At 59.2% G+C, this 25,089-nt stretch carries 23 protein-coding genes; 5 read left to right on the top strand and 18 right to left on the bottom strand.

From position 1 onward, the window contains the following. Window positions 1-107: 107 nt before the first annotated feature. On the bottom strand, window positions 108-740 hold the full coding sequence (locus CFBP5499_RS24765) for a TetR/AcrR family transcriptional regulator (protein ID WP_080827687.1): 633 nt from the start codon (window positions 738-740) through the stop codon (window positions 108-110). A gap of 87 nt (window positions 741-827) precedes the next feature. Between CFBP5499_RS24765 and CFBP5499_RS24770 the strand changes: the two genes are divergently transcribed. Further along, window positions 828-1,601, top strand: coding sequence for an SDR family NAD(P)-dependent oxidoreductase (locus tag CFBP5499_RS24770; protein WP_080827686.1), 774 nt, complete (start codon window positions 828-830; stop codon window positions 1,599-1,601). 256 nt (window positions 1,602-1,857) lie between these two features. Here CFBP5499_RS24770 and CFBP5499_RS24775 read toward each other — a convergent pair whose 3' ends face one another. The 3 genes from CFBP5499_RS24775 to CFBP5499_RS24785 form a co-directional block, all read right to left on the bottom strand. Further along, on the bottom strand, window positions 1,858-2,343 hold the full coding sequence (locus tag CFBP5499_RS24775; protein WP_080827685.1) for a cupin domain-containing protein: 486 nt from the start codon (window positions 2,341-2,343) through the stop codon (window positions 1,858-1,860). Between the two features lie 90 nt (window positions 2,344-2,433). Next, window positions 2,434-3,675, bottom strand: coding sequence for a Zn-dependent hydrolase (locus CFBP5499_RS24780; protein ID WP_080827684.1), 1,242 nt, complete (start codon window positions 3,673-3,675; stop codon window positions 2,434-2,436). A 13-nt stretch (window positions 3,676-3,688) separates the two neighbouring features. After that, window positions 3,689-4,531 carry a BtpA/SgcQ family protein gene (locus tag CFBP5499_RS24785; protein WP_080827683.1) on the bottom strand — a complete coding sequence of 281 codons (843 nt, stop codon included), beginning with the start codon at window positions 4,529-4,531 and terminating at the stop codon, window positions 3,689-3,691. 24 nt (window positions 4,532-4,555) lie between these two features. Here CFBP5499_RS24785 and CFBP5499_RS24790 point away from each other — a divergent pair, with 24 nt between their 5' ends. Continuing rightward, entirely contained in the window at window positions 4,556-5,452 is an 897-nt protein-coding gene (locus CFBP5499_RS24790; protein ID WP_080827682.1) for a ribokinase, read from the top strand. Between the two features lie 9 nt (window positions 5,453-5,461). Here the strand turns inward: CFBP5499_RS24790 and CFBP5499_RS24795 are convergent, their stop codons facing one another. The 11 genes from CFBP5499_RS24795 to CFBP5499_RS24845 form a co-directional block, all read right to left on the bottom strand. Beyond that, window positions 5,462-6,232, bottom strand: a complete 771-nt coding sequence (locus CFBP5499_RS24795; protein WP_080827681.1) for a glutamine amidotransferase — start codon at window positions 6,230-6,232, stop codon at window positions 5,462-5,464. Between the two features lie 24 nt (window positions 6,233-6,256). Continuing rightward, window positions 6,257-7,324 (bottom strand): phosphotriesterase family protein, encoded by a 1,068-nt coding sequence (locus CFBP5499_RS24800; protein WP_080827680.1) that lies wholly within the window; start codon window positions 7,322-7,324, stop codon window positions 6,257-6,259. 4 nt (window positions 7,325-7,328) lie between these two features. Further along, window positions 7,329-8,333: an ABC transporter permease gene (locus CFBP5499_RS24805; protein WP_080827679.1), complete on the bottom strand. Its 1,005-nt coding sequence runs from the start codon at window positions 8,331-8,333 to the stop codon at window positions 7,329-7,331. Next, a complete protein-coding gene (locus tag CFBP5499_RS24810; RefSeq protein WP_080827678.1) occupies window positions 8,330-9,133 on the bottom strand; it encodes an ATP-binding cassette domain-containing protein in 804 nt (267 codons plus the stop codon). Before CFBP5499_RS24810 ends, CFBP5499_RS24805 begins: the two co-directional genes overlap by 4 nt. Continuing rightward, entirely contained in the window at window positions 9,130-10,083 is a 954-nt protein-coding gene (locus CFBP5499_RS24815; RefSeq protein WP_080827677.1) for a substrate-binding domain-containing protein, read from the bottom strand. Before CFBP5499_RS24815 ends, CFBP5499_RS24810 begins: the two co-directional genes overlap by 4 nt. 32 nt (window positions 10,084-10,115) lie before the next feature. Beyond that, window positions 10,116-11,144, bottom strand: coding sequence for a LacI family DNA-binding transcriptional regulator (locus CFBP5499_RS24820; protein ID WP_080827676.1), 1,029 nt, complete (start codon window positions 11,142-11,144; stop codon window positions 10,116-10,118). 416 nt (window positions 11,145-11,560) lie between these two features. Further along, window positions 11,561-13,564 carry a CocE/NonD family hydrolase gene (locus CFBP5499_RS24825; RefSeq protein ID WP_080827675.1) on the bottom strand — a complete coding sequence of 668 codons (2,004 nt, stop codon included), beginning with the start codon at window positions 13,562-13,564 and terminating at the stop codon, window positions 11,561-11,563. A 96-nt stretch (window positions 13,565-13,660) separates the two neighbouring features. Further along, window positions 13,661-15,274: an ABC transporter ATP-binding protein gene (locus CFBP5499_RS24830; RefSeq protein ID WP_080827674.1), complete on the bottom strand. Its 1,614-nt coding sequence runs from the start codon at window positions 15,272-15,274 to the stop codon at window positions 13,661-13,663. Continuing rightward, window positions 15,271-16,095 (bottom strand): ABC transporter permease, encoded by an 825-nt coding sequence (locus CFBP5499_RS24835; protein ID WP_080827673.1) that lies wholly within the window; start codon window positions 16,093-16,095, stop codon window positions 15,271-15,273. Before CFBP5499_RS24835 ends, CFBP5499_RS24830 begins: the two co-directional genes overlap by 4 nt. After that, complete coding sequence (locus CFBP5499_RS24840; RefSeq protein ID WP_080827672.1) at window positions 16,092-17,039, bottom strand: ABC transporter permease; 948 nt, start codon at window positions 17,037-17,039, stop codon at window positions 16,092-16,094. The genes CFBP5499_RS24835 and CFBP5499_RS24840 overlap by 4 nt, the downstream gene beginning before the upstream one ends. Continuing rightward, window positions 17,039-18,601, bottom strand: coding sequence for an ABC transporter substrate-binding protein (locus tag CFBP5499_RS24845; RefSeq protein WP_080827671.1), 1,563 nt, complete (start codon window positions 18,599-18,601; stop codon window positions 17,039-17,041). The genes CFBP5499_RS24840 and CFBP5499_RS24845 overlap by 1 nt, the downstream gene beginning before the upstream one ends. A gap of 234 nt (window positions 18,602-18,835) precedes the next feature. On the opposite strand from CFBP5499_RS24845, the gene CFBP5499_RS24850 reads away from it, so the two are divergent. Further along, on the top strand, window positions 18,836-19,102 hold the full coding sequence (locus CFBP5499_RS24850) for a CBU_0592 family membrane protein (RefSeq protein WP_080827670.1): 267 nt from the start codon (window positions 18,836-18,838) through the stop codon (window positions 19,100-19,102). A 6-nt stretch (window positions 19,103-19,108) separates the two neighbouring features. Here CFBP5499_RS24850 and CFBP5499_RS24855 read toward each other — a convergent pair whose 3' ends face one another. Further along, the gene (locus tag CFBP5499_RS24855) at window positions 19,109-19,999 is read right to left on the bottom strand and encodes a LysR substrate-binding domain-containing protein (protein ID WP_080827669.1); all 891 of its coding nucleotides are present in this window, start codon (window positions 19,997-19,999) and stop codon (window positions 19,109-19,111) included. Between the two features lie 47 nt (window positions 20,000-20,046). Continuing rightward, window positions 20,047-21,615, bottom strand: coding sequence for a diguanylate cyclase (locus CFBP5499_RS24860; protein ID WP_233284238.1), 1,569 nt, complete (start codon window positions 21,613-21,615; stop codon window positions 20,047-20,049). Here CFBP5499_RS24860 and CFBP5499_RS30565 point away from each other — a divergent pair. Both CFBP5499_RS30565 and CFBP5499_RS24865 read left to right on the top strand, forming a co-directional pair. Further along, window positions 21,595-21,738, top strand: coding sequence for a hypothetical protein (locus CFBP5499_RS30565; protein WP_233284239.1), 144 nt, complete (start codon window positions 21,595-21,597; stop codon window positions 21,736-21,738). The two genes, CFBP5499_RS24860 and CFBP5499_RS30565, sit on opposite strands and share 21 nt — an antisense overlap. A gap of 379 nt (window positions 21,739-22,117) precedes the next feature. Next, entirely contained in the window at window positions 22,118-24,067 is a 1,950-nt protein-coding gene (locus tag CFBP5499_RS24865; protein ID WP_080827667.1) for an ABC transporter ATP-binding protein/permease, read from the top strand. Between the two features lie 76 nt (window positions 24,068-24,143). Here the strand turns inward: CFBP5499_RS24865 and CFBP5499_RS24870 are convergent, their stop codons facing one another. Beyond that, window positions 24,144-25,088, bottom strand: a complete 945-nt coding sequence (locus CFBP5499_RS24870) for an isoaspartyl peptidase/L-asparaginase family protein (protein ID WP_080827666.1) — start codon at window positions 25,086-25,088, stop codon at window positions 24,144-24,146. Window position 25,089 lies beyond the last annotated feature (1 nt).

Here is a 25,089-nt window from a genome sequence, read left to right on the forward strand (position 1 = left end):
AATCTCCAGCCTCTATCACTTTAAATAGCACCATATGGTGCGAAAATCTATGCCTGAACGGCCATGATTGAGTATTCTATCGCGCCTCTATTCAAGGTATTCCGGATTCAACCCTGACGGCCGGTGGTGCCTTGCTTTCCCGGCCACGCCATCAGCGCCACGTCAACCACGGCCTTCAAAGTCGCCGTACACGCCCCGTCACAAGCCTGCGCAGACATGCCCTGAATGATGGCGCCATAAAAGCGCGCAAGGGTGTCCGTATCGGTTTGTTCCGGTAGCTCACCGTCATGGAGGGCGCGATCGAACCGCGCCTTGAGAACCTGTATCGCCCCCTCGCGCAATGCTGCCGTGGCGCGGGCGACGGAGGCGTTTTCTTCCGAATGCTGGAGAACGGCGGTCGAAACGATGCATCCGCGCGGCTTGTCCGGCTGGGTGTCGCCTTCCGCAATGTCGTAAAGATAAGCGGCGAGCGCCTCGTGGGCCGGTATTTTCGCCTGCAAGATTCTGGCACGGCGCTCGCTTTGCTGCGCGATATGATGATCGAGCGCCAGCCGGAATAGTTCTTCCTTCGAGCCGAAGGTCGCATAAAGAGATGGCGGCGTGATCCCCATCGCATGGGTGAGATCCGCTACCGAGGTTCCCTCATATCCCCGTTCCCAGAACAGCCTTGCTGCGATGTCGAGCCCGATATTCCGATCGAGCAGGCGCGGTCTGCCGCGTTTTCGCGTCGTTTCAGTCATTATTATATCGATCACTATAAAAATGTTGACAGATCATGTTCGGCTTTTATTATATCGATCGCTAGTTAAATCGCAACGGAGAGATCAATGTCTCGGAAACTATCGAACAAAGTCGCCCTCGTAACGGGAAGCTCAAGGGGCATCGGCCGTGCCGCCGCCCTGGCCTTCGCGAAGGAGGGTGCAGGTCTTATCGGCGTTCACTATGGTGCAAATCCCGATGCCGCAAAGGCAACAGTCCGGGAGATCGAAGCTCTCGGCTCGAAGGCGGTGGCCCTCAAGGCCGATCTACGCGAGGGTAAAGCGGCGACGGACAGCCTGTGGGAGCAGTTCAAGCAAGCGTCCATCGCTTTCGCGGGCACACCATCGCTTGATATTCTCGTCAACAATGCGGGTATTGCGCCGGCGACACCGTTGAAGGAGATGACCGAGGCCGCTTTCGACGAGTTGATGACGATCAACTTCAAGGCACCCTTCTTCCTCATCCAGACTGTCGCCGACCATCTGCGTGAGAATGGCCGCATCATCAATGTCTCAACCGGTTTCACCCGCATTGCCGCACCGACGCATCCGGCCTATGCCGCTTCCAAGGGCGCGCTTGAAACGTTGACGCTGGCGCTTGCACCGGAATTCGGTCGGCGCGGGATTACCGTCAATTCGGTGCTTCCGGGCGTGACGGAAACCGACATGAACGCCGAATGGCTGGCGGCGCCGGAAGCGCGTGCCGGTGCCGAAGCCCTGTCGGTCTTCTCACGGATCGGCCGTGCCGAGGATATCGCTGACGTCATCACATTCCTCGCCTCCGATGATGCCCGCTGGACGACCGGGCAGATGATCGACGCGACGGGTGGTGCGCGGATTTGATTTCAGCAGTTGCCCCGCACGACGCAGTCGTCGGGGCACTTCGCATCTGGTCTGAGGGTGAAAGGCAGCGGGGCGAGACGCTGCCCGCCGGAACATCGTGGGGGGGGCTCAGGCCCAGCTCGTGCGTACCGCATGAGCGAGGTCGCGCAACTGATCCTCAAACGGCGGGTGCCGGCAAAGCCGAGAAAGCGTTGAGACCCGGAACGCCTGCGCGTTCGGTCACCTCTGCCGCCATTGCTGCTTGCCTGACGAGGCGTCACCACAGCTCGGCCAGACCGCCTGATGCTCCGTGCACGGGATCGGTCTTCGGCTTGGACAGGGACTTTATCCGCGCGAGCATTTCTTCGGTTGGCGCAGAGGTCTGAATGTCAGCATGTTGTCCGGGTGGATATGCACCCGCCACCTGAAAATCCGCAGAGGATTTCAGCCTCATATGGCCAGTGCCTGCGGGCAAGATCAGACAGTCGCCCTGGCTGATCTCCAGAACCTGACCATCCGGTCCGCCGATCTGCAGTGTTGCCTCACCACGCCCCACGCCGAGAACCTCATGCGCGCCGCTGTGGTAATGGTGGTAGGCGAAGACGCCGTTACGCCAGATGCCTGTCCAGCCGTTTCGGGAAAACATCGCTTCGAACGCGCCTGTGTCAGGTTGCGAATTGATTTGCCGATAGATGATGACGGGAAAGGTCTGATTGTTGGGAATCTGATCACCGGCATCAAAGAGAATTGTCTCTGTTTTCATGGCTGTTTCGTTTTCTGGTTTGAGGGGCCCGCAACGGCAAACTATCGCGAAGCCAGCGCGCCATGCAAAACGGGAATGACGCTGTGTGACCTATGCAAGAATTTGAAGCACCGAAGCCAAAAGCATGTTGCATCCCGCTATGCTGTGTTCGGGTTCGACGTGCTCGGCCTCATTATGGCTGAGACCATCGCGACAGGGGACAAAAATCATCGCCGATGGCCCGACGCGGTTCATGAAGAGTGCATCGTGAAATGCACCCGACACCATGCGCTCGGTCGCGAAATCGTGGTCCTGCGCGGCGCGATCCAAGGCCGAGAGGATACCTTCCTGAAAAATCGCGGGCGGCATGTCGAATATCTGCCTGATCGTCGCTTCGCAGTTTTGGTCTTTTGCTGCCTGTTGCACGGCTGAGTGGATTTTATCTTCCATCTTGTCGAGCGTTTCGGATGATGGGTGTCTGATATCCACGGTAAAGGTGACGGTCTGCGGGATGGCATTGACGGCGCCGGGCTGCAATGACATTCGCCCGACGGTGAAGCGTGCGTCGGGATCCTGCGGCATCATGGCGGGGAAAAGCGATGCCAGCGCATTGACCGCAGCGTGAAATGGGTCGCGTCTATACGCGAGCGCCGTTGTCCCAGCATGCGCGGTCTGGCCGGTGATCGCTACCTCCAGCCAGCGTGTACCTTGAATACCGGTTACGATCCCGATGGGCAGCCCCTTTTTTTCGAGGGATGGACCTTGCTCTATATGCACTTCGATAAACGCAAATACCGGAAAGCCGAGATCGCGCATGGTGGCTTCCGGCAGACTTTCCAGGGTTGCGGAAAGCTCACCCGCAAAATCGGCTCCGTTATCGGTTGCAAGGAGCTTCAGCCAGTCCTGCGGTATTTTTCGGGAGGCGAAAGCCATTGATCCCATGCAGCCCGGAGCGAAACGGCAGCCTTCCTCGTTGGTAAAGGCGACGACCTCAATGGGCCGCTCCGTCTCGATCCCGAAATCCTCGAATGTTTCGAGAACCTCGAATGCCGAAAGCGTCCCGAGCGCCCCGTCAAACCGGCCGCCGGCGGGCTGGCTGTCAAGGTGGCTGCCAATCAGAAGCGGTGGAAGTGTTTCATCGCGGCCGCCGCGGCGAATGAAGAGATTGGCGACGGGATCCTGAAACACGGAAAATCCCCTGTTCATGGCGAGTCTCGCCAGCAGGCGTCTTGCCTCGCGATCCAGTCCGGTGAGCGCCTGCCGGTTGACGCCGCCCTTTTCGGTGGCTCCGATCGCAGCGAACCGGTCCAGATTTGCCAGCAGTCTTTCACCGTTGATCGAAAACTTTGCCATCGCTTTCTACCCCTCAGGCTTCAAGGCCGGGGCGGGCTGCGGCGACAAAAGAACGTACCCGCGCGAGTTCAACCGGGTTCCACCAGACTCCGCCTTCCTTCAGCGATGAGGCCACGATGACGCCGTTGGTGCGTTTGAGGATGTCGACAATATTGCCCTCATTGACACCTGAGCCGACCAGCAGCGGCAGATGTGTTGCCGCACCGATCTCCTCGATTTCTTCCAGGGTCGCGCTGTTGCCGGTGCGCTGGCCCGTCGCGATGACGCCGTCGGCGTCGAAGAAGGCGAGGTCGCGCGTCAGTTCATCAATGCTGCGATCCGCCGTGATGGCGTGGGCTCCATGCTTGACATGGCTGTCGGCAAAAACCTTGATATGCTCTGCCCGCAGCAGCGAACGGTAGCGCATCGCCTCGGCTGCACGCCCCTCCATGAAACCCTCATTGGCCACATAGGCATTTGCCCATTGATTGACGCGGATGAACTTTGCCCCGCCCGCCATGGCGATGGCGAAGGCCGGGATGGGCGCATTGGCCAGCACGTTGACGCCAACGGGAACGCCGGCGGCGCGAACGATACGGTCTGTCACCACGCTCATGAAGGCTGATGTTTCCGGCCCGATATCCTCTGGCTTGGAAAACGGCACGTCGCCGTGGTTTTCGATCATCAGACCATGCATGCCCCCTTCGACGAGGCGTTCCGCATCGCGCATGCAGGCATCATAGATGGTGTCCATGCTGGCCTGCCGATAACGCGGCGCTCCGGGGAAGGCCGGGCAATGGATCATGCCGATCAGCGCCTTGCCTCGACCGAAAATTTCCTTGATAGCATTGGCCGCGTTGTCGGATATGGTCTGCATTTCAGTCCCTTTCGAAAGTTCTCCATGCGCGCCTTTGTTATCGGCAATATCGCACTTGATGAAACCTATTCCATTTCCGCACTGCCTGAGGCAGGCGCTTCAATCTTCGGCGAGCAGGCCTCGCGCAGTCTTGGTGGCAAAGGCTGCAACCAGGCCATTGTTCTTTCACGGTGTGGTGTCGAAACCACTCTGGTTGCCGCCATCGGCAGGGACGACCGCGCCGCTGCAATCGCAAAAGCGCTCACCCGCGAGCGCCTGACACCAAATCTCATTTCCGTCGACAGCGCCACCAGCGATATCTCCATCATTCTGACGACCCCGGACGGCGAAAATTCAATCATCACCACCCGGTCCGCGGCGGCGTCGCTCAATGAAAACGCTGCCCTGCAGGCGCTTGGTGACGCCGTATCCGGCGACCTCGTCGTCCTTCAGGGTAATCTCTCGGAAGAAACAACCCTCGCCATTCTCAACGCGGCGAGATCGAAGAGGCTGACGACCGCCTTCAATCCTTCGCCCCTGCAGCCGTGGTTCGCAAGGGGCCTGCCGCTCATCGACATCGTCGTCCTCAATCGCATCGAAGCAGAGGCGCTGACCGGCGAGAGCGGCGCCGGGGCAGGCGCTTTTCTGCTGCGTGCCGGCGTCGGCCTCGTCATCGTCACACTCGGCGGACAAGGCTGCGTGCTCGTGTCCGCCGATGGTGCTCTCGAGGTGCCGGCTGCGCCCGCCACGATCATCGACACCACGGGTGCTGGCGATTGCTTCACGGGTGTTGCGCTTGCCTCCGCCATGCTTCGCGGCGTCGCCGTGGATGCGCGCGCCCTTGCGGATGCCTCAAGGGCCGCAGCCATCACAGTCGGTCGCCGTGGCACGCAGGATGCCTTTCCCAGCCATGAAGAGCTGATGGCCATTCTGCGGGCTTGAGCCTGCCGATCACGGCTTTTCCGTCAGCCAGCCGAGAATGTTCTTCCACAGGCGCCCATAACCGTCCCATTCGCAGAAGGCGGGAGAAAGCCAGTGCGGCCCGATGTCGGAGGTCCATGCGGCCGTGCGGCCCTTGCCAAAACGTCCGGTCACGAGCAGGGGATGGGACCCCTGATCTTCCGGCAGGCGGGCGACCACCTCCACATCGGCGCGATCACGCACCTCGACCTCGTTCACCCCTAGCAAAAGCGGCCATTCGCCGGAAAGCCCCGCGACGGTCGGATGGTCGGGTTTCAGAATATCGGCCGTCGAACCCTCCGGGATTTCCACGCGGTCGTCCCACGGAAGGCAGGTAACGGGCAGCGTATCTTCCACCGGCGTGCGGCGCCAGCGGGCCTTGCCGTCGATACCCTGGAAGGAAAAATAACCGCCGACCATCAGCAGGCCACCGCCCTTTTCCACCCACGCCTTCATGAGCTTCAGCCGGTTCGGCACGGTTTTCGATTGCAGCCAGACGGCCGGCGGCAGCAGGAGCGAATTCGCGCCGATATCCGAGAGGATGATGGCGTCATAGGCGTCGAGCCCTGCCATCTCGAAGGGGAACTTCTCCACCGCATCATGGGCGGTCATGTAAGTCAGCTCGTATTCGCTGCCTTCGAGTGCCTTGACCAGCGGTTCTGCACCCAGATGAAAGGTGACGCTGCCGAATTGATCGAAGCCCTTGTAGTGGGTGGCGGAGCTGACCCAGCTTTCACCGACGAGGAGCACTTTTTTAGTCATGATCTTTCCATTTCCATAGGTTCGTCAGGTCTTCGCCTGGAAGACCGAGCGCGGATTGTCCCGCATGAGGGTTTGAAGAGTGGCGTCATCGAGCCCGTGCCGTTTCAGGCGCGGCAGGAAATGCCTGAGAATATAGGCGTAGCCATTGCCGCCATATCGCGTCAGCATCATTTTCAGAAAGACGTCGTGGGAAAGCAGAATGCGGTCGAGATAACCGCCTTTCACGAGCATGACAATCGAACGGGCCGCATCCTCATCGCTGGGGCACTGGACCTGCTGGTCGGCATAGAAAAAATCCATGCCGATCATGTCATATTCGATGAAGGCGCCGCGGTCTGCGAGTTCGCTCTGGTAGGCGATATCGGCATGGGACGGGTTCATGTGGCAGAGAACGGTGTGGTTCAGATCCGCTCCCTCATCCGCGACGATGTCGAGAACCTTATGCCCCAGCCGAAGCCATCCCGGCAGATGAACCATCAGGGGAAGGCCTGTGCGAACATGCGCCTGCGCCGCTCCCCGCAGGGATTTTTCCTCCGCTGCCGTGAAATCCGCCGAGACACCGATTTCGCCTATCAGCCCGATGCGGACATCGGTGCCATCGACGCCGTGGAGCGCCTCCTGCACGATCTCGTCGGCTATGGCATTGACCGTGAGCCCGGCCACCTTTTCGGGGTGGGAGGAGGCAAGGTAATAACCCGCTCCCATGACGATGTTGAGCCCGGTTGCCTGTGAAATCCGTCGCATCGCCAGAGGATTTCTGCCGATGCCCTGACAGGTCGGTTCCACGATCGTCTGTCCACCGGCGGCGACGAAATCCTTCAGCTCCGCAACCGCCAGCGGTTCGTCATCCAGCGTGATATTGTGCTTGTTGACGAAGGGATCCTGACGCAACTCGCCGAGGATTTCCATGCAGACGAAACCTTCGGCGAGATATTGCCGCTCCGGTGTCTTGGGGGCGTGCCACCAGCAACGGCAATCGTTGAGAATATGCTCGTGCATCAGCGTGACGCCGAGTTGATCCACGGCGATCGGGCCGCGCACGGTCATGATCTTTCCCGATCGGATATGTCCTTCAGACAGTTCCGAGTTCATCGCATCAGCCCTTTCTCTTCACGCCAAGGCGGAAGTTCGCGGTGAAGATGCGTGTGTTGAGCCAGATTGCGGCGAGGATGATGGCGCCTGTCACGATCTGGGTGAAGAAGGGAGAGATGTGCATGAGGATAAGACCGTTGCCGATCACGGCGATGGTCATGGTGCCCAGCACCGTGCCAAGAATGGTGCCGCGTCCGCCCATCAGCGATGTGCCGCCCAGAACCACGGCCGCAACCACCTGAAGCTCGAAACCGACAGCTGCATTCGACGATCCGGACCCCAGCCGCGCCGCAATCATGAGACCGGCAATGGCTGACGCCACGCCCGCGGCCAGATAGACGGAGGCGAGAATCCATTTGGCTGGCATCCCCACGCGGCGCGCCGCCTCGGGATTGGAGCCGACGGCCACCACACGACGACCATATCGGGTGCTCGAAAGAACGATATAGGCGATAATGGTGACGACGACGCCGATCAGGGCAGGGACCGGCATGCCGAGGAAATCACCCCTGCCGAGGTAAAAGAACCCCGGCGCTTCCGGTATCGGCACGGAATAGCCCTGTGTGATGTAGAGGGCGACACCGCGCAGGATGGAGAGACCGGCAAGCGTTACGATGAAGGCCGGAATACCCTGATAGGCAATGAACCAGCCCTGCACGAGGCCAAGCCCGCCGCCGAGCACCAGCATGGCGACGACAACCAGCGGCCAGGGGTAACCGGCCGCAAGCAGGATGGCGCCGACAGCGTTGATCAGGGCGACCATCGAACCGACGGACAGATCGATGCCGCCCGTGATGATGACGAATGTCATGGCGACGGAGACGATCAGGATCGGTGCGGCCTGACGGACGACATTCAGAAGATTGCCGGCCGTCAGAAACGTATCCGTGGTTGCGGAGAAGAACACCATGCACAGGGCAAAAAAGGCCGCGATGGAAAGCACCTGTGCATTCTCGGCGAAGAAATCCGAGAGCGGCGAGCCTTTGGCGCGTTCAGTATAGACGGTCAATGACGTTGCCCTCCCACGATCAGCCGCACGAGATCCTCGAGGCTGGTGTCGTTGATCTGGCGCTCCGCCACCTTGGTGCCCTCATACATGACGGCAATGCGGTCGCAGACACGGAAGAGATCCTGAAGGCGGTGGGTGATGAGGATGACCGACACGCCTTTCGCCTTGACGCGATTGATGAGCGAAAGCACGGCCTCCACTTCCGCCACGGCAAGCGCCGATGTCGGCTCGTCCATGATCAGGACCTTCGGGTTGAAAGAGGCCGCCCGCGCAATAGCGATTGCCTGCCGCTGGCCGCCGGAAAGCTTCTCCACTTTGGCGGTAAGACGCGGAATGCGGATTTCCAGTGCATCCAGCATCTTGCGGGCTTCAGAAAGCATGGCCGGACGGTCGAGAAACGGACCCTTGGTAATTTCCCGCCCGAGGAAGAGATTACCCACGACGTCAATATGGTCACACAGGCTGAGATCCTGGAAAACCATTTCGATATTGCGGTTGCGGGCATCGGCGGGGCCTGAAAAGCGAATGTTTTCGCCTTCCATGGTGATCGTGCCGTCGTCCGGGATGTAGGTTCCGGAGATCACCTTGGTCAGGGTTGATTTGCCTGCCGCATTGTCACCGACGAGGCCAAGGCACTCGCCGGGAAAAATATCGAGATCGACGCCGCGAAGCGCCTGATGCGAGCCGAATGTCTTGCGGATATTGCGCAGGGAGATACGCGCTTCACGATCGGGCTGCCGGGAGAGAATATCTCCCCCGGCGCCGTCGACAGCGCCTGTGTGCTGTCCGGCGGCAATCATTTGAAAACCGCGCGGTAGGGTTCGACATTGGCCTTGGTGACGATGGTGACCGGCACGGCGATGGTCTTTTCGACGGTGCCGCCATCGGAGACGGTCTTGAGCGCCTTGACCGCTGCTGCGCCCATCGCGGCGGGATCCTGCTGGATGACGCCTGCAACATAACCCGCATCGATGCCGGTGATTGCCTGCTTGGTCAGGTCCCAACCAAAGACCTTGATGTCTTTCTGCTTGCTCTGGCTTTCAACGGCGGCGACAGCGCCAAGAAGGGCCGGCTCACCCGTGGCATAAATTGCGGTCATATCAGGATTGCCGGTGATCAGGTTTTCCGCTGCCGAAAGTGCGGTGTCCTGAACATTCTGGCCATCGACGACGCCGGCGGTCGTAATGCCGGGCTTGTCCTTGATGGTGTCTTCAAAGCCCTTCTGGCGGATGTTCTGGATGAAGGAATTCAGCGCGCCGACGACACCGATCTTGGCCTTGGCGCCCATGTCGGACTTCACGTAATCAAGGAAGAATTTCCCGATGTCCGCGCCCGCTTTGCCGTTATCCACGCCGATTTGCGCCTTCTGCGGACCTTCCGGCAGGATGGCGTCAATCGCGACGACGGGAATATTGGCGGCGGCCGCCTGCTTTACAGCCGGCATGATGCCGTTGACATCGATGGCGACCACGGCGATGCCGTCAACCTTCTGCTGGATGTAGGTTTCAATCGCGCTGTTCTGGGCGGCGGGATCGTTGTTGGCATTGAAGATCACCAGCTTGACGCCGGCTTCCTTGGCCGCCTTTTCCGCGCCTTCGTTCATCTGGTTGAAAAACAGCGCCTGCTGGTTGATCTGAACCAGGGCGATTGTCTTTTCGGCGGCGTTGGCAAGACCGGCAGACAAGGTCGCGCCGGCAAGAACGGTCGCAGCGAGGGCTGCGGAAAAATATCGACGTTTAAAATTTGGCATTATCGTTCTTCCTCTGTTGGTTTCGTTGCTTTTTATTTGATCGCGGGCGGCGCAACGGATTCACGCACGACGATTTCGACGGGCAGCAGTTCCTCCGACAGCGGCGGAGTGTCCTGATCCCAATTGGTTTCAAGCAGAAGCGACAAAGCGCGCTGGCCGATTGCGCTGACAGGCTGGCGAATGGCGGTGAGCGGTGGCGCAAACAGATGCAGTGGTCCGACATCGTCGAAACCGATCATCGAGACATCCTGCGGGATACGCACGCCTTCGGAACGCAGCACTTCCACGAAGCCGATAGCGATTTCGTCTGAACTCGCAAACACCGCTGTTGCAGGCCGGCCCTCATCCAGAAACCGGCGGGCAGCAGCCCGGCCGAATTCCACCGTATAGGCGCCGCAATATCGGGAAATGGAAAGCTCTGCCGCAGATACACGTTCTGCAAGGGCGGATGTCAGGCCGCGAAAACGGCGTTCGGTACTGACCATGTCCTCCGGCCCGCCGACATAGAGAACCCGGCTGTGCCCGTGTTCCGCCAGATGCTCCCCGGCCAGGCGGCCACCCTGTTCATTGTCGCAAAAGAGTTTCGGCACGGTTGCGCCGGGAACGTCTTCATCGACGACCACGACCTTGCCGGTGGTGTTGATCAGTTCCGCCAGTTCATCCGTGTTTGGATGGTTGGTGATGAAGACGAGGCCATCGACGTGATTGCGCGCGAGCAATCTCAGATACGACAATTCGCGACCCTTGCGGTTCAGCGTCGCAAACAGCGACAGGGCAAGGCCGCGCCTGTCGGCTTCTTCTTCCACGGCTGCGACCAGCATTCCGAAAAAGGGGTTGCCAATGTCTGGAACGACCAGACCGATCGTATCCGAGCGGCCCCGGCTCAAGCGTCTGGCGTGGGGATTGGGAACGTAATTGAGCTCACGAATGGCGGTCTCGATCCGCGTTTTCGTTTCCGAGGGCAGTTCCAGCGTGCCGTTCAACAGCCGCGATACGGTCGCGACGGAAACGCCTGCCGCCTGGGCAACATCTTTGAGACTGGTCGCATGATTACGCGCCATTGAACTCCCGCTTTCTGTTCCGCTCAATCCGGGCCTTTTCGACCTCTATATGGTTTGTAAAGCGATTTACTAAACCGCTTTACAAGGAAATATAAAAACGCTGAGCTGTCAACGTTGTTTTTCAGATTTGTCGGATTGTCTGGTGGACCCGGCGCTTCGGGATAGCGTTGGTCGAGCTCAGGAAACTACGGCGCCTATCGAGGCAGGCGCGGATTATGTGGGGCCTTTCGCAGAAAGGCACCCCGGCGCGAAAGTATGCGCAGGCGACTTTTGCTTGCGTCGATAACTGCCGTTCGTTTGTGTCGAGTGATTATCGGTGCTACCAGGGGGAAGGGGCGGAGACCGCATTTGGAGGTCTCCAGCCGTCTCGGGCACTCAATTGGCCCTACCGCCGGTGCTGCAGCGGCCGCACAATCTCAGATGAGATCGCGCTTGCAGGTTTCATCCCACTGTCGCGTCTTGACGACGCTGCCGTTCTCGAACGCCGACAGTTCTCCGCTCAGATAGAACTTCTCCTCATCGGAATGCATCTCGGTGCGGCTCTCGATTTTGATGCGCCATCCGTCCCTGCCCATTTCGTAGGTCTGGGTGAGGACGTATTTCGCGGAAAGCGGATCGCCGTCACGAATGGTCAGTTCACGGCGCAGGCTGTGGCTGAGTTCGGTATCGATTTCATCGAACCGCAGAACGCCCTCGCCGAACAGGCCGCCCACACCTTCGGTGATATAGGTGTTGATGCCCGTTTCATGGTCCTGCTCGGTCCAGCGGCGAACCGAACCGGGGTCGATTTGTGTCATGGGGGTGAAGGGGCCATGGGCAGGGGCCTCGAAACGCACGGGCTGGGCGTCGCCTGCGGCGCGCACTGGCAGGTCAAGCGCGCTTTCCGCAACGGAAAGGCTGATCGTTGCATCGTAAGGCGATGTCCACACCATTGGCCAATATGCGGTGGCGATGGCGAGTTGCAGCTTGTGGCCTTTGGCGAAGCGATACCCGCAATCGTTGAGCTTGATCGCGACGTCGTAGAATTCGCCGGGTTCCAATGCTTCGGGATTCTCGTGGCTGTCACGGTGCGTCAGGTTGAAAACCTGATAACTGACGCGCGTGACGCGACCATCGGGAAGGACATCGTTGAGGCGAAGCGAAATCTGGGCGACGGGGCAATCTGCGGCAATGCGCAGACGTGCTACCGGCGCACCGAGAACATCGAAATCCTCTTCCAGCAAGTTACTTTCGAAAACAAGCGCGCCTCCGTTGTCGAGCCGCTGATCCGTCGGATGTTCGCCGGGGCAACCGGTCGCCATCCATTCCCCGCCCGCCTTGCCGTGGCTTTGCGGCGAGCGGATGTTGAGAATTGCAGGTTCACTTGCCGTTTTGCGCAGTTCCTCGGCGGCACCGAGGTATAGTGACCGGGTTGAAATTTCAGATGAAGGCCATTTGGCTTCGCCCACCCAGCGGCCTTGCGTCGTCGTGCGCGTGCCTGTCGGTTCAATGGTGTCGCTGACGAAAGCGCGCAACATGGGCTCGTCCATCACGCCGGTGTCCTTGCCCTTCAGCCAGTGATCCCACCAGCGCGTCGCTTCCTGAAGGAAGCCAATTGCCGGACCGGGTACACCGTCCTGGGGATAGATGTGACCCCAGGGACCAATGATGCCGCGACGGGGCACCTGAAGGTTTTCCAGAAGCCGAGGAACCGCATTGGTATAGCTATCCGCCCATGCGCCAATGGCAAGAACCGGGCACTGGATCGCGCTCCAGTCCTCGCAGACCGAACCGTGTTTCCAGTAGGCGTCGTAACGCTGATGTTCGAGCCAAAGGCCGGGAAAGAAGGGGAGCTTGTCCAGCCGCTCGAGCCAGCGATCGCGCCATTCTTCGCCGAGAATCTTCTGGTCGAGCGGGCGGCTCTGATAGGCAAGCATGATCGTGCCCCACCAGAGATTGTCGTTGAGCAACAGGCCACCCATGTAGTGGATATCGTCCGTATAACGATTGTCGGTGGAATAGGCGGTGATGACGGCTTTCAGTGCCGGCGGACGGCGGGCGGCAACCTGCAGCCCGTTGAAGCCGCCCCAGCTCTTGCCCATCATGCCGACATTGCCGCTGCACCATGGCTGGCGGGAGATCCAGTCGATCACCTCAAGCGCGTCGTCCTGTTCCTGCTGCAGATATTCGTCCGCCATGTGGCCGTCGGATTCGCCGGTGCCACGCATATCTACGCGAATTGCGGCATATCCCTGGCTCGCGAAGTAACCGTGCATCGGCTCGTCGCGCCCGCGGGTTCCGTCGCGCTTGCGATAGGGAATATATTCGAGAATGGCCGGCACCGGCGATTGCTCCGCGCTTTCCGGCAGCCAAAGACGTGCGCCAAGGCGCACGCCATCGCTCATAGGAATCCAGATATGTTCTTCAACACGCACTGTCATTTGGGTATTCCAGTCAGTTTATTTGATGCTGGCATTGCAGCAGAAGGTCATTAACGACGAACGGCGGCGGCTCCAGCGAATAGGCCGCCGCTGAACTCAGGCGGTCGGGAGGCCGCGTTTTGCGAGGACACCGTCCAGCCAGTCGCGCCGCAACTCGGGAACCGATGTAATAAGCTGCTCCGTATAGGGCTTGTAAGGCGGCGCAAAAACCTCCTCGGTGGTGCCGGTTTCGACGATACGGCCGTGCTGCATCACCATGGTCCTGTCGGCAATCCTGCGCACGACGCCGAGATCATGGGTGATGAACAGATAGGAGACACCCAGTTCGTCCTGCAACGACTGCAACAATGTGAGAATCTCGTCGGCCACGAGCGGGTCCAGCGCCGAGGTAACCTCGTCGCAGATGATGAGATCAGGACGCGCTGCAAGGGCGCGCGCAATACACACCCGCTGCTTTTGCCCGCCGGAAAGCGCTTTCGGAAGGCGTTCCGCAAACTCCCGTGGCAGGCCGATGAGATCCAGCAGGCGGTTCACTTCGGATGCGCGCTGCTCTTCGTTCATTCCGAAATAAAACGACATCGGACGGCCGATGATCTCGCCAACAGTATGGCGCGGGTTCAGCGCGACATCCGGAAGCTGATAGACGAGCTGAATGCGTCGTAGCTCTTCACGGCTGCGTTGGGTGTACCTGTCGGCAAGCCTGTGTCCGGCGAGCGAAACGACGCCGGAGGAATGGGGTGGTAAGCCGGCAATAACCCGGGCGAGAGTGGATTTTCCCGAACCGGATTCACCGACGACCGCCAGAGTCTCACCCTTTCGCAACAGGCAGTGGACGTTATCGAGGACCTTCTTGCGCCCGTAATAGGCGGTCACATCCCGCGCTTCGAGCAGCAACTCGCCATTTTTATGGTGGACGCCTTCCCCCGACGTGCTGGCTTTTCGTTCGGAAACCAAACGCCGCGTATAGTCTTGCTGCGGATGTTCCAGAACTTGTTCTGCGGAACCGGCTTCGACCTCCTTGCCGTGGCGCAACACCATGATGCTGTCAGCAATCTGCGCCACGACTGCAAGGTCGTGGGTGATGTAGAGCGCAGCTGTGTCATAACGCTGGATCAGGCTGCGAAGGAGGGCGAGAACCTCGATCTGCGTTGTGACATCAAGCGCCGTGGTCGGTTCGTCCAGAACCAGAATATCGGGACGGCACGACATGGCCATGGCCACCATTGCGCGCTGCAACTGGCCACCCGATACCTGATGGGGGTAACGGTCGCCGAAATTCTGGTAATCTGGAAGCTGCAGCGCCTGCAGCAATTCCAGCATCCAGGCTTGCGCTTCCTGACGGTTCATGAGGCCGTGATAAAGCGGCCCCTCCATGATCTGTTCGCCGATTTTCATCGCCGGGTTGAAAGCGGCGGCCGCACTTTGCGCAACATAAGCGATATTTGCACCTCGCACGGCTTCACGCCCGGCGCGATCGATCGTCATCAGCGACACACCATTCACGATGATCTCACCACCGACGATGCGGCACCCGTTGCGGCCGTATCCCATCGCAGCAAGGCCGATCGTGGATTTGCCCGCGCCGGATTCACCAATGAGCCCCTTGACCTCGCCGCGCTTCAGGTCGAGATCGATAGTGTCGACGAGGATGGCGCCATTTGGTGCGGCAACCTTGAGCCCGCGAATTTGCAAAACCCTGTTGTCGTTCATCGGTCCGCTCCCTGAATTGCGCTGCGGCCGGCAAGCAGCCAATCGACGACGAGATTGACGCCAATGGTAAGGATCGCGATGGCGGCAGCCGGGTAAAGCGGAGCGTAGAGACCATAGAGGATCGCCTGCTGGTTATCCTTCACCATGCCGCCCCAGTCTGCGAAAGGCGGCTGGATGCCAAGCCCAAGGAACGAAAGGCCGGCGACGAAGAGGAAGGTGAAGCAGAAGCGAAGGCCGAATTCCGCAATCAGTGGCGGCAGGGCATTGGGCAAAATCTCCCTGAATACCAGCCACAAGAGACCTTCGCCGCGAAGACGCGCCGTCTCGGCATATTCGAGAACATTAATGCCCTGCGCGACGATACGGGCCAGGCGAAAGACGCGTGTTGAATCCAGAAGAGCAATGGTGACGATGAGCACGGGAATTGACGAGCCAAGTGCCTGCAAGACCACGAGTGCCGAGATCAACACCGGAATACACATGACCGTATCGACGATGCGCGACAGAACCATGTCCAGCCAGCCGCCAAAAATGGCAGCGATGAACCCCAGTGTAATCCCGATCATGAAGGATAGCAGCGATGCTGCCAGTGAAACACCAATGGACATCTGCGCGCCTGCCAGGAGGCGCGAGAGCATGTCGCGACCATTCTGATCCAGACCGAACCAGTGTGCAGCCGACGGCGGATCAAAAGGCGATCCAACGATCTCCTCCTGGGCGAAAGGCGCAATGTGCGGGCCGGCGACGAACAGGATGAGATTGAGGGAGATGATGAAAAGACCGATCCACGCGGTCGGGGTGATGGAGCGGAGAATTTTCATCGGGGATGCCTCAGGCGCGGGTTAAGCGCGATTGCCGAAATATCGGCAATGATGTTCAAGATGACGTAGGCAGCACCAAAAACGAGGGCCGCGGCCTGCACCAGCGGCAGGTCACGTTTGGAAACCGCATCGACCATGAAACGGCCAAGCCCGTTGTAGTTGAACACCGCCTCCACCAGCACCACCCCTGTAATGAGATAGGCGATGTTGAACGACACGACATTGACGATGGGTGCTGCGGCGTTGGGAAGCGCGTGGCGAAGAACCGCGCGTCTGGTTCGAAGCCCTTTGAGATAGGCGGTTTCGACGTAGGCCTGATCCATCACCGCCAGAACGGCGGTTCGGGTCATGCGCAGCATCTGCGCCACGGTCACCAGAACGAGCGTCAAGGCCGGCAGCGTCGTTGCCTTCAGCCAATCCCCAAAACCCATGCCCGGATAGGTATCGGCCAGACTCGGCAGGAGATTATATTGCACGGACACGAACAGGATCAGCAGCAGGCCCAGAAAATACTCCGGAAGGGAAACGAAGGCGAGGGCCGCGATGTTAACGGCGCGATCAAACAGGCTGCCGCGCCAGATTGCGCTGAACAGTCCGAGAATGACGGCGACCGGAACGGAGACGACGGCCGCATAAAGCGCCAATGCCATGGTGTTCCAGAACCGCGGCCAGAGAAGATCGGCAACAGGCTGACGGTTCGCGAGGGAGTTTCCGAGGTCGCCGGTCACGAAGCCGCCGAGCCAGGACAGGTAACGGTGCAGAACGGGCTGGTCGAGACCGAGATCGGCGCGCAACACGGCAAGAGATTCAGGCGTCGCATTTTGTCCGAGTATTGCCGACGCCACGTCACCGGGAAGAAGCTGTGTGCCGGCGAAAATAAGCGCCGACACCAGCAGAAGCGTCAAAATACCCAAAGCAACGCGCTTCAGGATAAGCTTAGTCATTATGCGTCCAACCAGACTTTTTCAGCAAGGCGGGCACCCATGAAATTGAACATGGGATGGGTGGTCACGCCCTTGAGTTTTTTGGATGTGGCGTCGAGATAGTCGCCGAACATTGGGACCATCGCGCCGCCTTCATTGGAAATGAGCGCCTGCAACTCGGCATAGATTTCCTTGCGCTTGGCATCGTCGAGAAGCGCACGCGCTTCGATCAGCTTCTTGTCGAAGGTCTCGTTCTTCCAGTGCGTGTCGTTCTGTGCCGAGGTGGACTGGTAGGCGATGGTGAGCATTTGATCCGCCGTCGGACGTCCGCCCCAATAGGACATGCAGAAGGGCGCTTTCATCCAAACATTGTCCCAGTAGCCGTCTGCGGGTTCGCGCTTGATCGAAACGTCGATCCCGCCCTTGGCCGCGCTGGTGCGGAAGATCGCTGCTGCATCCACAGCGCCTGAGAATGCGGCGTCGGAAGCGGAAATCTCGACTTTGAGGGCGTCAAGGCCGGCCTGCTTCAGATAAAACTTTGCCTTTTCCGGGTCGTAGGGTCTTTGCGGCAGGTCCGCCGCATAAAAGCGGTCTGAGCTGGGGATCGGGTGGTCGTTGCCGAGGCGACCATAGCCGCGCAATGCGGTTTTCAGAAGTTGCTCGCGGTCGATGGCGTGTTTGATGGCGAGACGAATGTTGTTGTCCGTGTAGGGCGCCTGCGTGCAGTCCATCAGGAAAGTGAAGTGCTGACCGCCCGCCGACTGCACGATGTTGAGGTTCGGATTGCGGCGAAGCAAATCCACGGTTTTGAAATCCAGCTGGTTGATGGCGTGGACCTGACCCGACATCATCGCATTGGTGCGCGCGGCAATATCGTTGATGACGATGACTTCCACGGCGTCAACATGGGCGGCATTCGGCTTCCAGTAGTTCGGATTACGCGTAAAGCGCGAACGCACACCCGGATCGTAGCTCTCGAATACGAATGGCCCGGTGCCGACCGGTTTGTTGAAGTCTGTCCAGCCTTCGGGAACAACGAGGAAATGATAGTCGGAAAGGATGTAGGGAAGATCGGCATTGCCGCTTTCGAGCACGATCTTGACTTCGGTGTCGGAAAGCTTATCGACGCTCTTCAAGGCAGATGCCACCGAGCGCGCCGCGGATGTGGTATCGCCACGGTGCAGGTTGATGGAATAGATGACGTCTTCTACCGTCAATGACTTGCCGTTATGGAACGTGACGCCCTGACGCAGCTTGAACACCCATTCCACGGCACCCGGCTGCGCTTCCCAGCTTTCGAACAGTTCCGGCACAGCATGATTGTTGGTGTCGATCTCGACGAGGCCGTTCATGATCATGAATGCCTGATTGACCGGAACCCAGTCCTTCAAAATTCGGGGATCGAGATTATCAGTGGTGCTGCCGCCGCCAATGCCCAACTTCAGAACACCACCCTTCCTGGGCGTCTCGGCGCTTTGTGCGCTGGCATTTGTGATGAAACCGGCAGAAAGCGCGGCGAGGCTCGCCGCACCGGCAAGGAAGTGCCGGCGATCGAGTGAGAAGGAAAAGGGGGAGGAAGTCATGTCTGGGTTCCCTGTTTTTTTATCGGGGCCGGTCAAGGCTCGGCTGGCAGTGGCGTATCGTACTCAACGGTTCGGCACTAGATAGAGACAAGCAAAGGGGGGTATGATTTTTGCGCATGGGGTCATGAAATCTGAGCGCATCCGCTTATTTGCGAAGCGGAGTAAAGGGGGGCGCCGGAGCCGATCCGGTGCAGCAATTCTCGCCCGGCGAGAGCGTTCATGGAGTGAATACAAATGGGGCTAGCGGATATTGTCGGCCTTGCAGGAGCCTTTTTCTATCTCTTCGCCTATGCCTTGTTGCAGCTTCGATTTCTAACGATAGAAGACTGGCGATACACTCTCTTGAACGTTCTGGGCGGTGTGTTCCTGATCTATTCGTTGATCTGGAACTTTAATCTCGGCTCGCTCATCTCGCAAGTCGCGTGGCTGCTCTTCACCATCATCGGATACGCCCGGTTTCTCCTGGACCGCCGCCGGAAGGCACTTTCTGTCAGCGCCTGATAGTCTTCAGCGCGCGGTTTTATGATTGTCTGCGATCAGCCAGTCGGAAACCTCGCGCACGATTTTTCGCTGGTGGCGATCTGCCGGGCGCATCAGGTAAAATTTGCCTTCCGAGCGCATGGCGTGGGAATGTACCGGAACGAGCATGCCGCTATCCAGCTGATCGCGGATGAGCCAGGTCCAGCCGAGCGTTGCGCCAAGCCCTTGCGAGGCTGCCGCCACGCAGAGACCATAATCTCCGAGTTTCCACTGGACTGCATCCTTGGGCGGCAGCAGCTGGGACGAGCGCCACCAGTCGCTCCAATCCTGCCATTCCCGCATCGAGTCTTCGATGGAGATCAAAACGGGTGCTTTCTGCTCCATGAGATCGCCCATGCCGCGCGCAGAGACGGGAACGACCTCTTCCTGTCCGAGTTCGGAAAGCCAGACGCCAATTGGTCTTTCCTTTCGATAAAATATAGCGAGGTCGAATTCGTCCAGACGCAGATGCGCCACGTCATCAGTCACACGCACGCGCAACTCTATACCGGGAATATCTCGTTTCAGCTTCTGCAAGCGGGGCATGAACCACTGATCGGCAATCCCGCGCGAGCAGGCGATGGTGATCTGGCTCGCACCTGTCCAGGAGCGGACACCGTCCGTTACGCTTGCGATATCCAGGATCAGCCGCGATATATCGATCGAATAGTTCTCTCCGATGGTCGTCAGTCGCACACCCGTCGGCACACGTTCGAAGAGCTTGGAGCCGATGAATGCCTCCAGCTTGCCGATCTGTCGACTGACCGCACTTTGCGTCAGCCCCAGCTCGTTGCCCGCCCGGGAGAAGCTGCCTAAACGTGATGCGGCCTCGAAAACAACGAGCGCCTCCAGCGGTGGCAATCTATATGATGGTTGCATTCTGGTTCCCGCAACAGATTTTGTGATCCGATACCCCGGCGGTCTGCTCAGGCTGTGTCGAAAGACACCCACCTGTTCCGACCAGTTTCTTTAGCGTTTAGCAGCGCCGCGTCCGCCCGTTCCAATACGCTTGTTACAGTCCCGGCGCCGGGCGCCGTGGCTACACCGACGGATATGGTAACCGGGTCAAGCAAGCGGCCCCGGTACGTGAAGGGCGCGCGCTCGACGGCGTGTCTGAGCTTCTCTGCCAGAGCCTTTGCATACTCGATACTCGCGCCCGGCATCAAGACGGTGAACTCCTCGCCGCCGAAACGGAAGAGTTCACCGCGGTCGCCGATCGCTTCCGAGAGGACCTGGGCGACATATTGCATCACCGCATCACCGGCGTCATGGCCGAAACGGTCATTGAAGCGCTTGAAATGGTCGATATCGACCATCAGGCAGGCAAGTGGATCATCTGGCTTCTCAATATGCCGGTTCAGAGCCTCATCGAGAGAGCGACGGTTCAGAAGGCCGGTCAAGGCGTCCTGCTTTGCCATGCCGACCAGGCGCTGCCGCAGCTGGAGGTTTGCGACGGCGAGGCCGATATTCTCTGCAAGCAGCTCGAGATATAAACGTTCCGTCTCCAGCGTTGCGGATTTCTCGGAAACCTCGAGATACAAAAGGCCCACGGTGTCGCCCAATGCCGTCAGCGGTATACAAAGTCCGGTTCCGAATTCACCGTGAATATGATGGCAGACGACGTCGTCTCCATCCGGGTTGCTGATGTGCGGACGCCCGCGACGCAGAGCCCAACAGTCATCGATTGCAAAATCCGGCGCGGAGAACGACGGAGCGGACCATTGCCCGGTCGAGTGGAGGAGTGAACTGTTTTCCTTCAGCACGAGCAGGCGGCCTGCTATCGCCGGGAAAATCTGCGGCATGAACTTTGAAACGACGTCGGATAGTTCAGGCTGGTTCTGACATGCCTGGATCCGGTGCATCATCTGCAGGATGAGATCCTTGATACGCTGGTTCTTGCGGTGCTCCGCGTCAAGCCGTTCCCGTTCCAGCCCGTTGCTGCGGAATATCCTGATTGCCTCGTTCATCTCCCCGATTTCGTCACGCCGCCCCTCGTCGGGCACATCGATGCTATAATCCTGCCGGGCAAGACGCTTGACGATGTTGCTCATTTTTATAAGGGGTACTGCAACACGTCTGCTGAGGACAAAATAAAGAACCGCCAGGAACATCAGGGCAGTCAGGGCGAGCATCACCTTGGCGATCGATCCGTAAAAATCGCTCCGATTTTTCGCCTGCTCGATTGTTGCCTGCGTGCGGGCCGCGATCGTCTCCCTGAGTGTCGCGACGGTGTTTAGCAGGCCCGAATGTCGCTGATAGTATTCATCGCCGAATAAAATTCCTTGCGCATCGTTCTGACGCCCGGCCCGATATAGGCCCACGGCTTCGCGCTCCATGTCATCAAGTGCGTCGGCGCTTGTTCTTATGGTCTGAAACAATTTTTCCTCTGACGAGGAAACGCCGTGTGCGGCCAGTTTATCAAGATTGCTTTCGAGACGTTTTTCCTGGTCTTCATCGACGTGGAATTTTGCCAGATGCTGCTCGTCACCGCGCATGACATAAAGGCGCGCTTCCTCGGAGCGTTGATCTGCGGTGATCGCCAGCTCCTCGGCAAGATCGTTGAGGTCAAGGTGATCCTGTATCGCCGCCCGCTCCTGCGAAGCGCTTCTGGCCGATAATATGAACGTGGTGGCCGATACCGTCGTGAATATCAGCGTAACGGCATAAGCCAGATTCGTGATGGTGTTCAGTCGCATGATGATGCCGTCTGCTAACCGCACATTCTGACTAACCTCAGGGGCGGAGTGTGATTTGGAGTCTGGTTGTTCTAGGCCACGCCGTCAAACGGGAAGTCAACATGCGGTTAACCGTCCATGTGATCTGTGGCAACCAAGGTCTGTCGACAATCGCGTCATTCGTGCGGTGAGGGCGTGTCTGCAACCACGGGAGCGTGGCAGATGTGGCCGGTTCTACAGTGGTCTGCGCAACCCGAAAATTAAATTTTACGCGCCATCACGAAGCCGTGAAACCTTTCAACACATCGTTCGTTAAGCGCCCATGAATGACGATGACGCAAGACCGAAACCGGTCGTTGGTGCCGACGAGACTGGTACCCAAACCGCATCCGCAAAGGGTGCTCCTGACACCGATGATCCGCCTCCGCCGGAGGAGATGGAACCTGCTTCGGACTTGACCCCGGAGCAGGCGGAGGAGGTTCGCAGGAAATATCTGCTGAAACGCTTCTGGATCAGCGCCCGAGGTTTCTGGAGCCGGCGCGGCGATGCGCTCGCATGGCCGTTCACGCTCGGACTATTGGTGATGATCGGTATAAATGTCGGCTTCCAGTATGGCATCAACATCTGGAATCGCGGGATTTTTGACGCCATCGAAAAACGGGACGCATCGACGGTTTATTTCCTCGCATCCATATTCCCCGCGCTGGTCCTCGGTAGCGTCGTCATCGTCACCTCACAGGTCTATGTGAGGATGCGTATCCAACGGCGCTGGCGTTCCTGGCTCACGAAGGGGCTCGTTGGCAGGTGGATCGCAAATGGCCGTTACTATCAGCTGAACCTGATCGACGGTGACCACCAGAATCCCGAAGCAAGGCTCTCGGAGGATATGCGGATAGCGACGGAGGCGCCGGTGGACTTTGTTTCCGGTGTCATCGCAGCCTTTGTCTCTGCCTCCACCTTTATCGTTGTCTTGTGGACGATTGGCGGCGCCCTGACGCTGTCGATCGGCGGTGTCTGGGTCACGATCCCGGGTTTTCTGGTCGTCGCAGCCGTTATCTATGCGTCCATCACATCCACCGCCATAGCCTTCATTGCCCGCAACTTCGTCAAGGTTTCCGAAGTCAAAAACCAGGTTGAGGCTGAATTCCGCTACACGCTCACGCGCGTCAGGGAAAATGGTGAGAGCATCGCCCTGCTAGGCGGCGAGGAGGAAGAACGAAGCGATCTCGACAAGAGGTTCGGCAATGTCCGGCGGCAGTGGCGTCTCATGGCGCAGCAATATATGCGCACAACGGTCGTCTCGAATGGATCGATGCTGATTGCACCCGTCGTGCCGCTTCTTCTGTGTGCCCCGAAGTTTCTCGATGGAAGCATGTCGCTCGGCGAAGTCATGCAGGCCGCTTCCGCTTTCACGATCGTCCAGTCCGCGTTTGGCTGGCTGGTCGACAATTATCCGCGTCTTGCGGACTGGAATGCGTGCGCCCGACGTGCTGCATCGCTGATGATGTCGCTCGATGGTCTCGAACGGGCTGAAAAGAGCGATACGCTCGGCCGTATAGTGCGCGGCGAAACGGAAGGGGAGACGATGCTCAGCCTCAAGGATGTTTCCGTTTCCCTGGGTGACGGCACGGCCGTCGTCAAGGAGACGGACGTTGAAATCGGCTCCGGTGAGAGAGTGCTGGTCGCAGGGGAGTCCGGATCTGGCAAGAGCACGCTGGTGCGAGCCATTTCAGGCCTCTGGCCCTGGGGTGGAGGAAGCGTCAATTTCCGCGCCGGCAGCCGGCTGTTCATGCTGCCGCAAAGGCCTTATATCCCCGCCGGCACGCTTCGTCGCGCTGTCTGTTATCCGCAGCCAGCCGAAACTTGGACATCGGAAGAGATCGGCGCTGCGCTCGACAAGGTTGGTCTCGGCCAACTCAAGGACAAGATCGAGGACGAGGCGCCCTGGGACCAGACGTTGTCCGGCGGCGAAAAACAACGGCTGACTTTTGCACGCCTGTTGCTGAATGCTCCTGATATCATCGTCATGGACGAGGCGACGGCAGCGCTGGACGAGAAAAGCCAGGACAAGATGATGCAGACGGTGATCGATGAACTGCCCGATGCCACGATCATAAGCGTTGCGCACCGTGCTGAACTGGAAGCATTTCACAGCCGGAAGATCACGCTGGAACGCCGCGATGGCGGCGCAAAGCTTGTCAGCGATATTGAACTCATTCCGCGAAAGGCCAAAGCGGGGTCCATGCTTCGCAGAATGGTCAAGCGCAAGTGAGGTGGGCCAGGCCATATCGCTGGAGCAGGAGATATCGGTCTTTTAGTTTGGAGCATGTCGATCCAAGGTTTTTGACCTAGAGCATAATCTTATATGCTACGTCGTGAGTGGCCACAAACGCCTCTCCAGACGCCGTCACCCAGCCGCGGAACATGCCCGGTGTATTGTACGGAGCGGCAATGCCGCCTTCGGCATCAATCGCCACAAGCCCGGCACCGATATCATGGGGAGCCAGATCCTTATGCACGAGATTTCCGGCAGCGGTCTCCAGATCCTGCCCGAGATAAGCGACGCGGGACGCGATCTCGTGGCCGACGACATAACGGATGAAAAATTCGCCCTTGCCGGTGCCGGAGACCGCGCAGGCGCCATCACGCGCATAGGTGCCGGCGCCGATCACCGGGCTGTCACCCACGCGGCCGTCCGGCTTGTTGGTGTAGCCGCCGGTCGAGGTGGCTGCGGCAAGATGCCCTGCCGCATCGAGTGCAACCGCACCCACGGTTCCATGCTTTTCGTTTTCCGTCGCTTCCGTACCCGTGGCTGCATGGCGCTTCATGGCCGCCAACGCCTCAAGGCGTTTTTGCGTGGTGAAATAGGATTGGGGTTCTGTGGCCAGACCCTTTTCCTCGGCAAAGCGATCCGCGGCCTCTCCCGTCAGATAGACGGCACGTTCATCCGCCATCAGCGCGCGGGCCGCCTTCACCGGATTGCGAATGGCGCGGGATGCACTGATTGCGCCTGCCGCCAGCGTGGCCCCATCCATGATTGAGGCATCGAGTTCGTGAATGCCGTTTTCGTTGAGTGCGGCACCATGCCCGGCGTTGAAATGCGGGCTGTCCTCCATGACGACGACCGCTGCCTCGACCGCTTCAATCGCTGTCCCGCCCGCTTTCAGCACTCCATATCCGGCCCGCAACGCCGCTGCCAGATCGTCGCGTGCGGCCGCCCATTCCTCTGAAGTCATGCTGTCTTCCGGCATCACGCCACAACCACCGTGAATGGCCAGTGCGATCTTCGTCATA

This window comes from Agrobacterium tumefaciens (assembly GCF_005221325.1).
GTDB lineage: Bacteria > Pseudomonadota > Alphaproteobacteria > Rhizobiales > Rhizobiaceae > Agrobacterium.

Excerpts from the sequence above, each read along its gene's own strand:
- CFBP5499_RS24765 (WP_080827687.1), bottom strand. The coding sequence starts at position 740 with ATGACTGAAACGACGCGAAAACGCGGCAGACCGCGCCTGCTCGATCGG.
- CFBP5499_RS24770 (WP_080827686.1), top strand. The coding sequence starts at position 828 with ATGTCTCGGAAACTATCGAACAAAGTCGCCCTCGTAACGGGAAGCTCA.
- CFBP5499_RS24775 (WP_080827685.1), bottom strand. The coding sequence starts at position 2,343 with ATGAAAACAGAGACAATTCTCTTTGATGCCGGTGATCAGATTCCCAAC.
- CFBP5499_RS24780 (WP_080827684.1), bottom strand. The coding sequence starts at position 3,675 with ATGGCAAAGTTTTCGATCAACGGTGAAAGACTGCTGGCAAATCTGGAC.
- CFBP5499_RS24785 (WP_080827683.1), bottom strand. The coding sequence starts at position 4,531 with ATGCAGACCATATCCGACAACGCGGCCAATGCTATCAAGGAAATTTTC.
- CFBP5499_RS24790 (WP_080827682.1), top strand. The coding sequence starts at position 4,556 with ATGCGCGCCTTTGTTATCGGCAATATCGCACTTGATGAAACCTATTCC.
- CFBP5499_RS24795 (WP_080827681.1), bottom strand. The coding sequence starts at position 6,232 with ATGACTAAAAAAGTGCTCCTCGTCGGTGAAAGCTGGGTCAGCTCCGCC.
- CFBP5499_RS24800 (WP_080827680.1), bottom strand. The coding sequence starts at position 7,324 with ATGAACTCGGAACTGTCTGAAGGACATATCCGATCGGGAAAGATCATG.
- CFBP5499_RS24810 (WP_080827678.1), bottom strand. The coding sequence starts at position 9,133 with ATGATTGCCGCCGGACAGCACACAGGCGCTGTCGACGGCGCCGGGGGA.
- CFBP5499_RS24815 (WP_080827677.1), bottom strand. The coding sequence starts at position 10,083 with ATGCCAAATTTTAAACGTCGATATTTTTCCGCAGCCCTCGCTGCGACC.
- CFBP5499_RS24820 (WP_080827676.1), bottom strand. The coding sequence starts at position 11,144 with ATGGCGCGTAATCATGCGACCAGTCTCAAAGATGTTGCCCAGGCGGCA.
- CFBP5499_RS24825 (WP_080827675.1), bottom strand. The coding sequence starts at position 13,564 with ATGACAGTGCGTGTTGAAGAACATATCTGGATTCCTATGAGCGATGGC.
- CFBP5499_RS24830 (WP_080827674.1), bottom strand. The coding sequence starts at position 15,274 with ATGAACGACAACAGGGTTTTGCAAATTCGCGGGCTCAAGGTTGCCGCA.
- CFBP5499_RS24835 (WP_080827673.1), bottom strand. The coding sequence starts at position 16,095 with ATGAAAATTCTCCGCTCCATCACCCCGACCGCGTGGATCGGTCTTTTC.
- CFBP5499_RS24840 (WP_080827672.1), bottom strand. The coding sequence starts at position 17,039 with ATGACTAAGCTTATCCTGAAGCGCGTTGCTTTGGGTATTTTGACGCTT.
- CFBP5499_RS24845 (WP_080827671.1), bottom strand. The coding sequence starts at position 18,601 with ATGACTTCCTCCCCCTTTTCCTTCTCACTCGATCGCCGGCACTTCCTT.
- CFBP5499_RS24850 (WP_080827670.1), top strand. The coding sequence starts at position 18,836 with ATGGGGCTAGCGGATATTGTCGGCCTTGCAGGAGCCTTTTTCTATCTC.
- CFBP5499_RS24855 (WP_080827669.1), bottom strand. The coding sequence starts at position 19,999 with ATGCAACCATCATATAGATTGCCACCGCTGGAGGCGCTCGTTGTTTTC.
- CFBP5499_RS30565 (WP_233284239.1), top strand. The coding sequence starts at position 21,595 with ATGCTGCTCGTCACCGCGCATGACATAAAGGCGCGCTTCCTCGGAGCG.
- CFBP5499_RS24860 (WP_233284238.1), bottom strand. The coding sequence starts at position 21,615 with ATGCGCGGTGACGAGCAGCATCTGGCAAAATTCCACGTCGATGAAGAC.
- CFBP5499_RS24865 (WP_080827667.1), top strand. The coding sequence starts at position 22,118 with ATGAATGACGATGACGCAAGACCGAAACCGGTCGTTGGTGCCGACGAG.
- CFBP5499_RS24870 (WP_080827666.1), bottom strand. The coding sequence starts at position 25,088 with ATGACGAAGATCGCACTGGCCATTCACGGTGGTTGTGGCGTGATGCCG.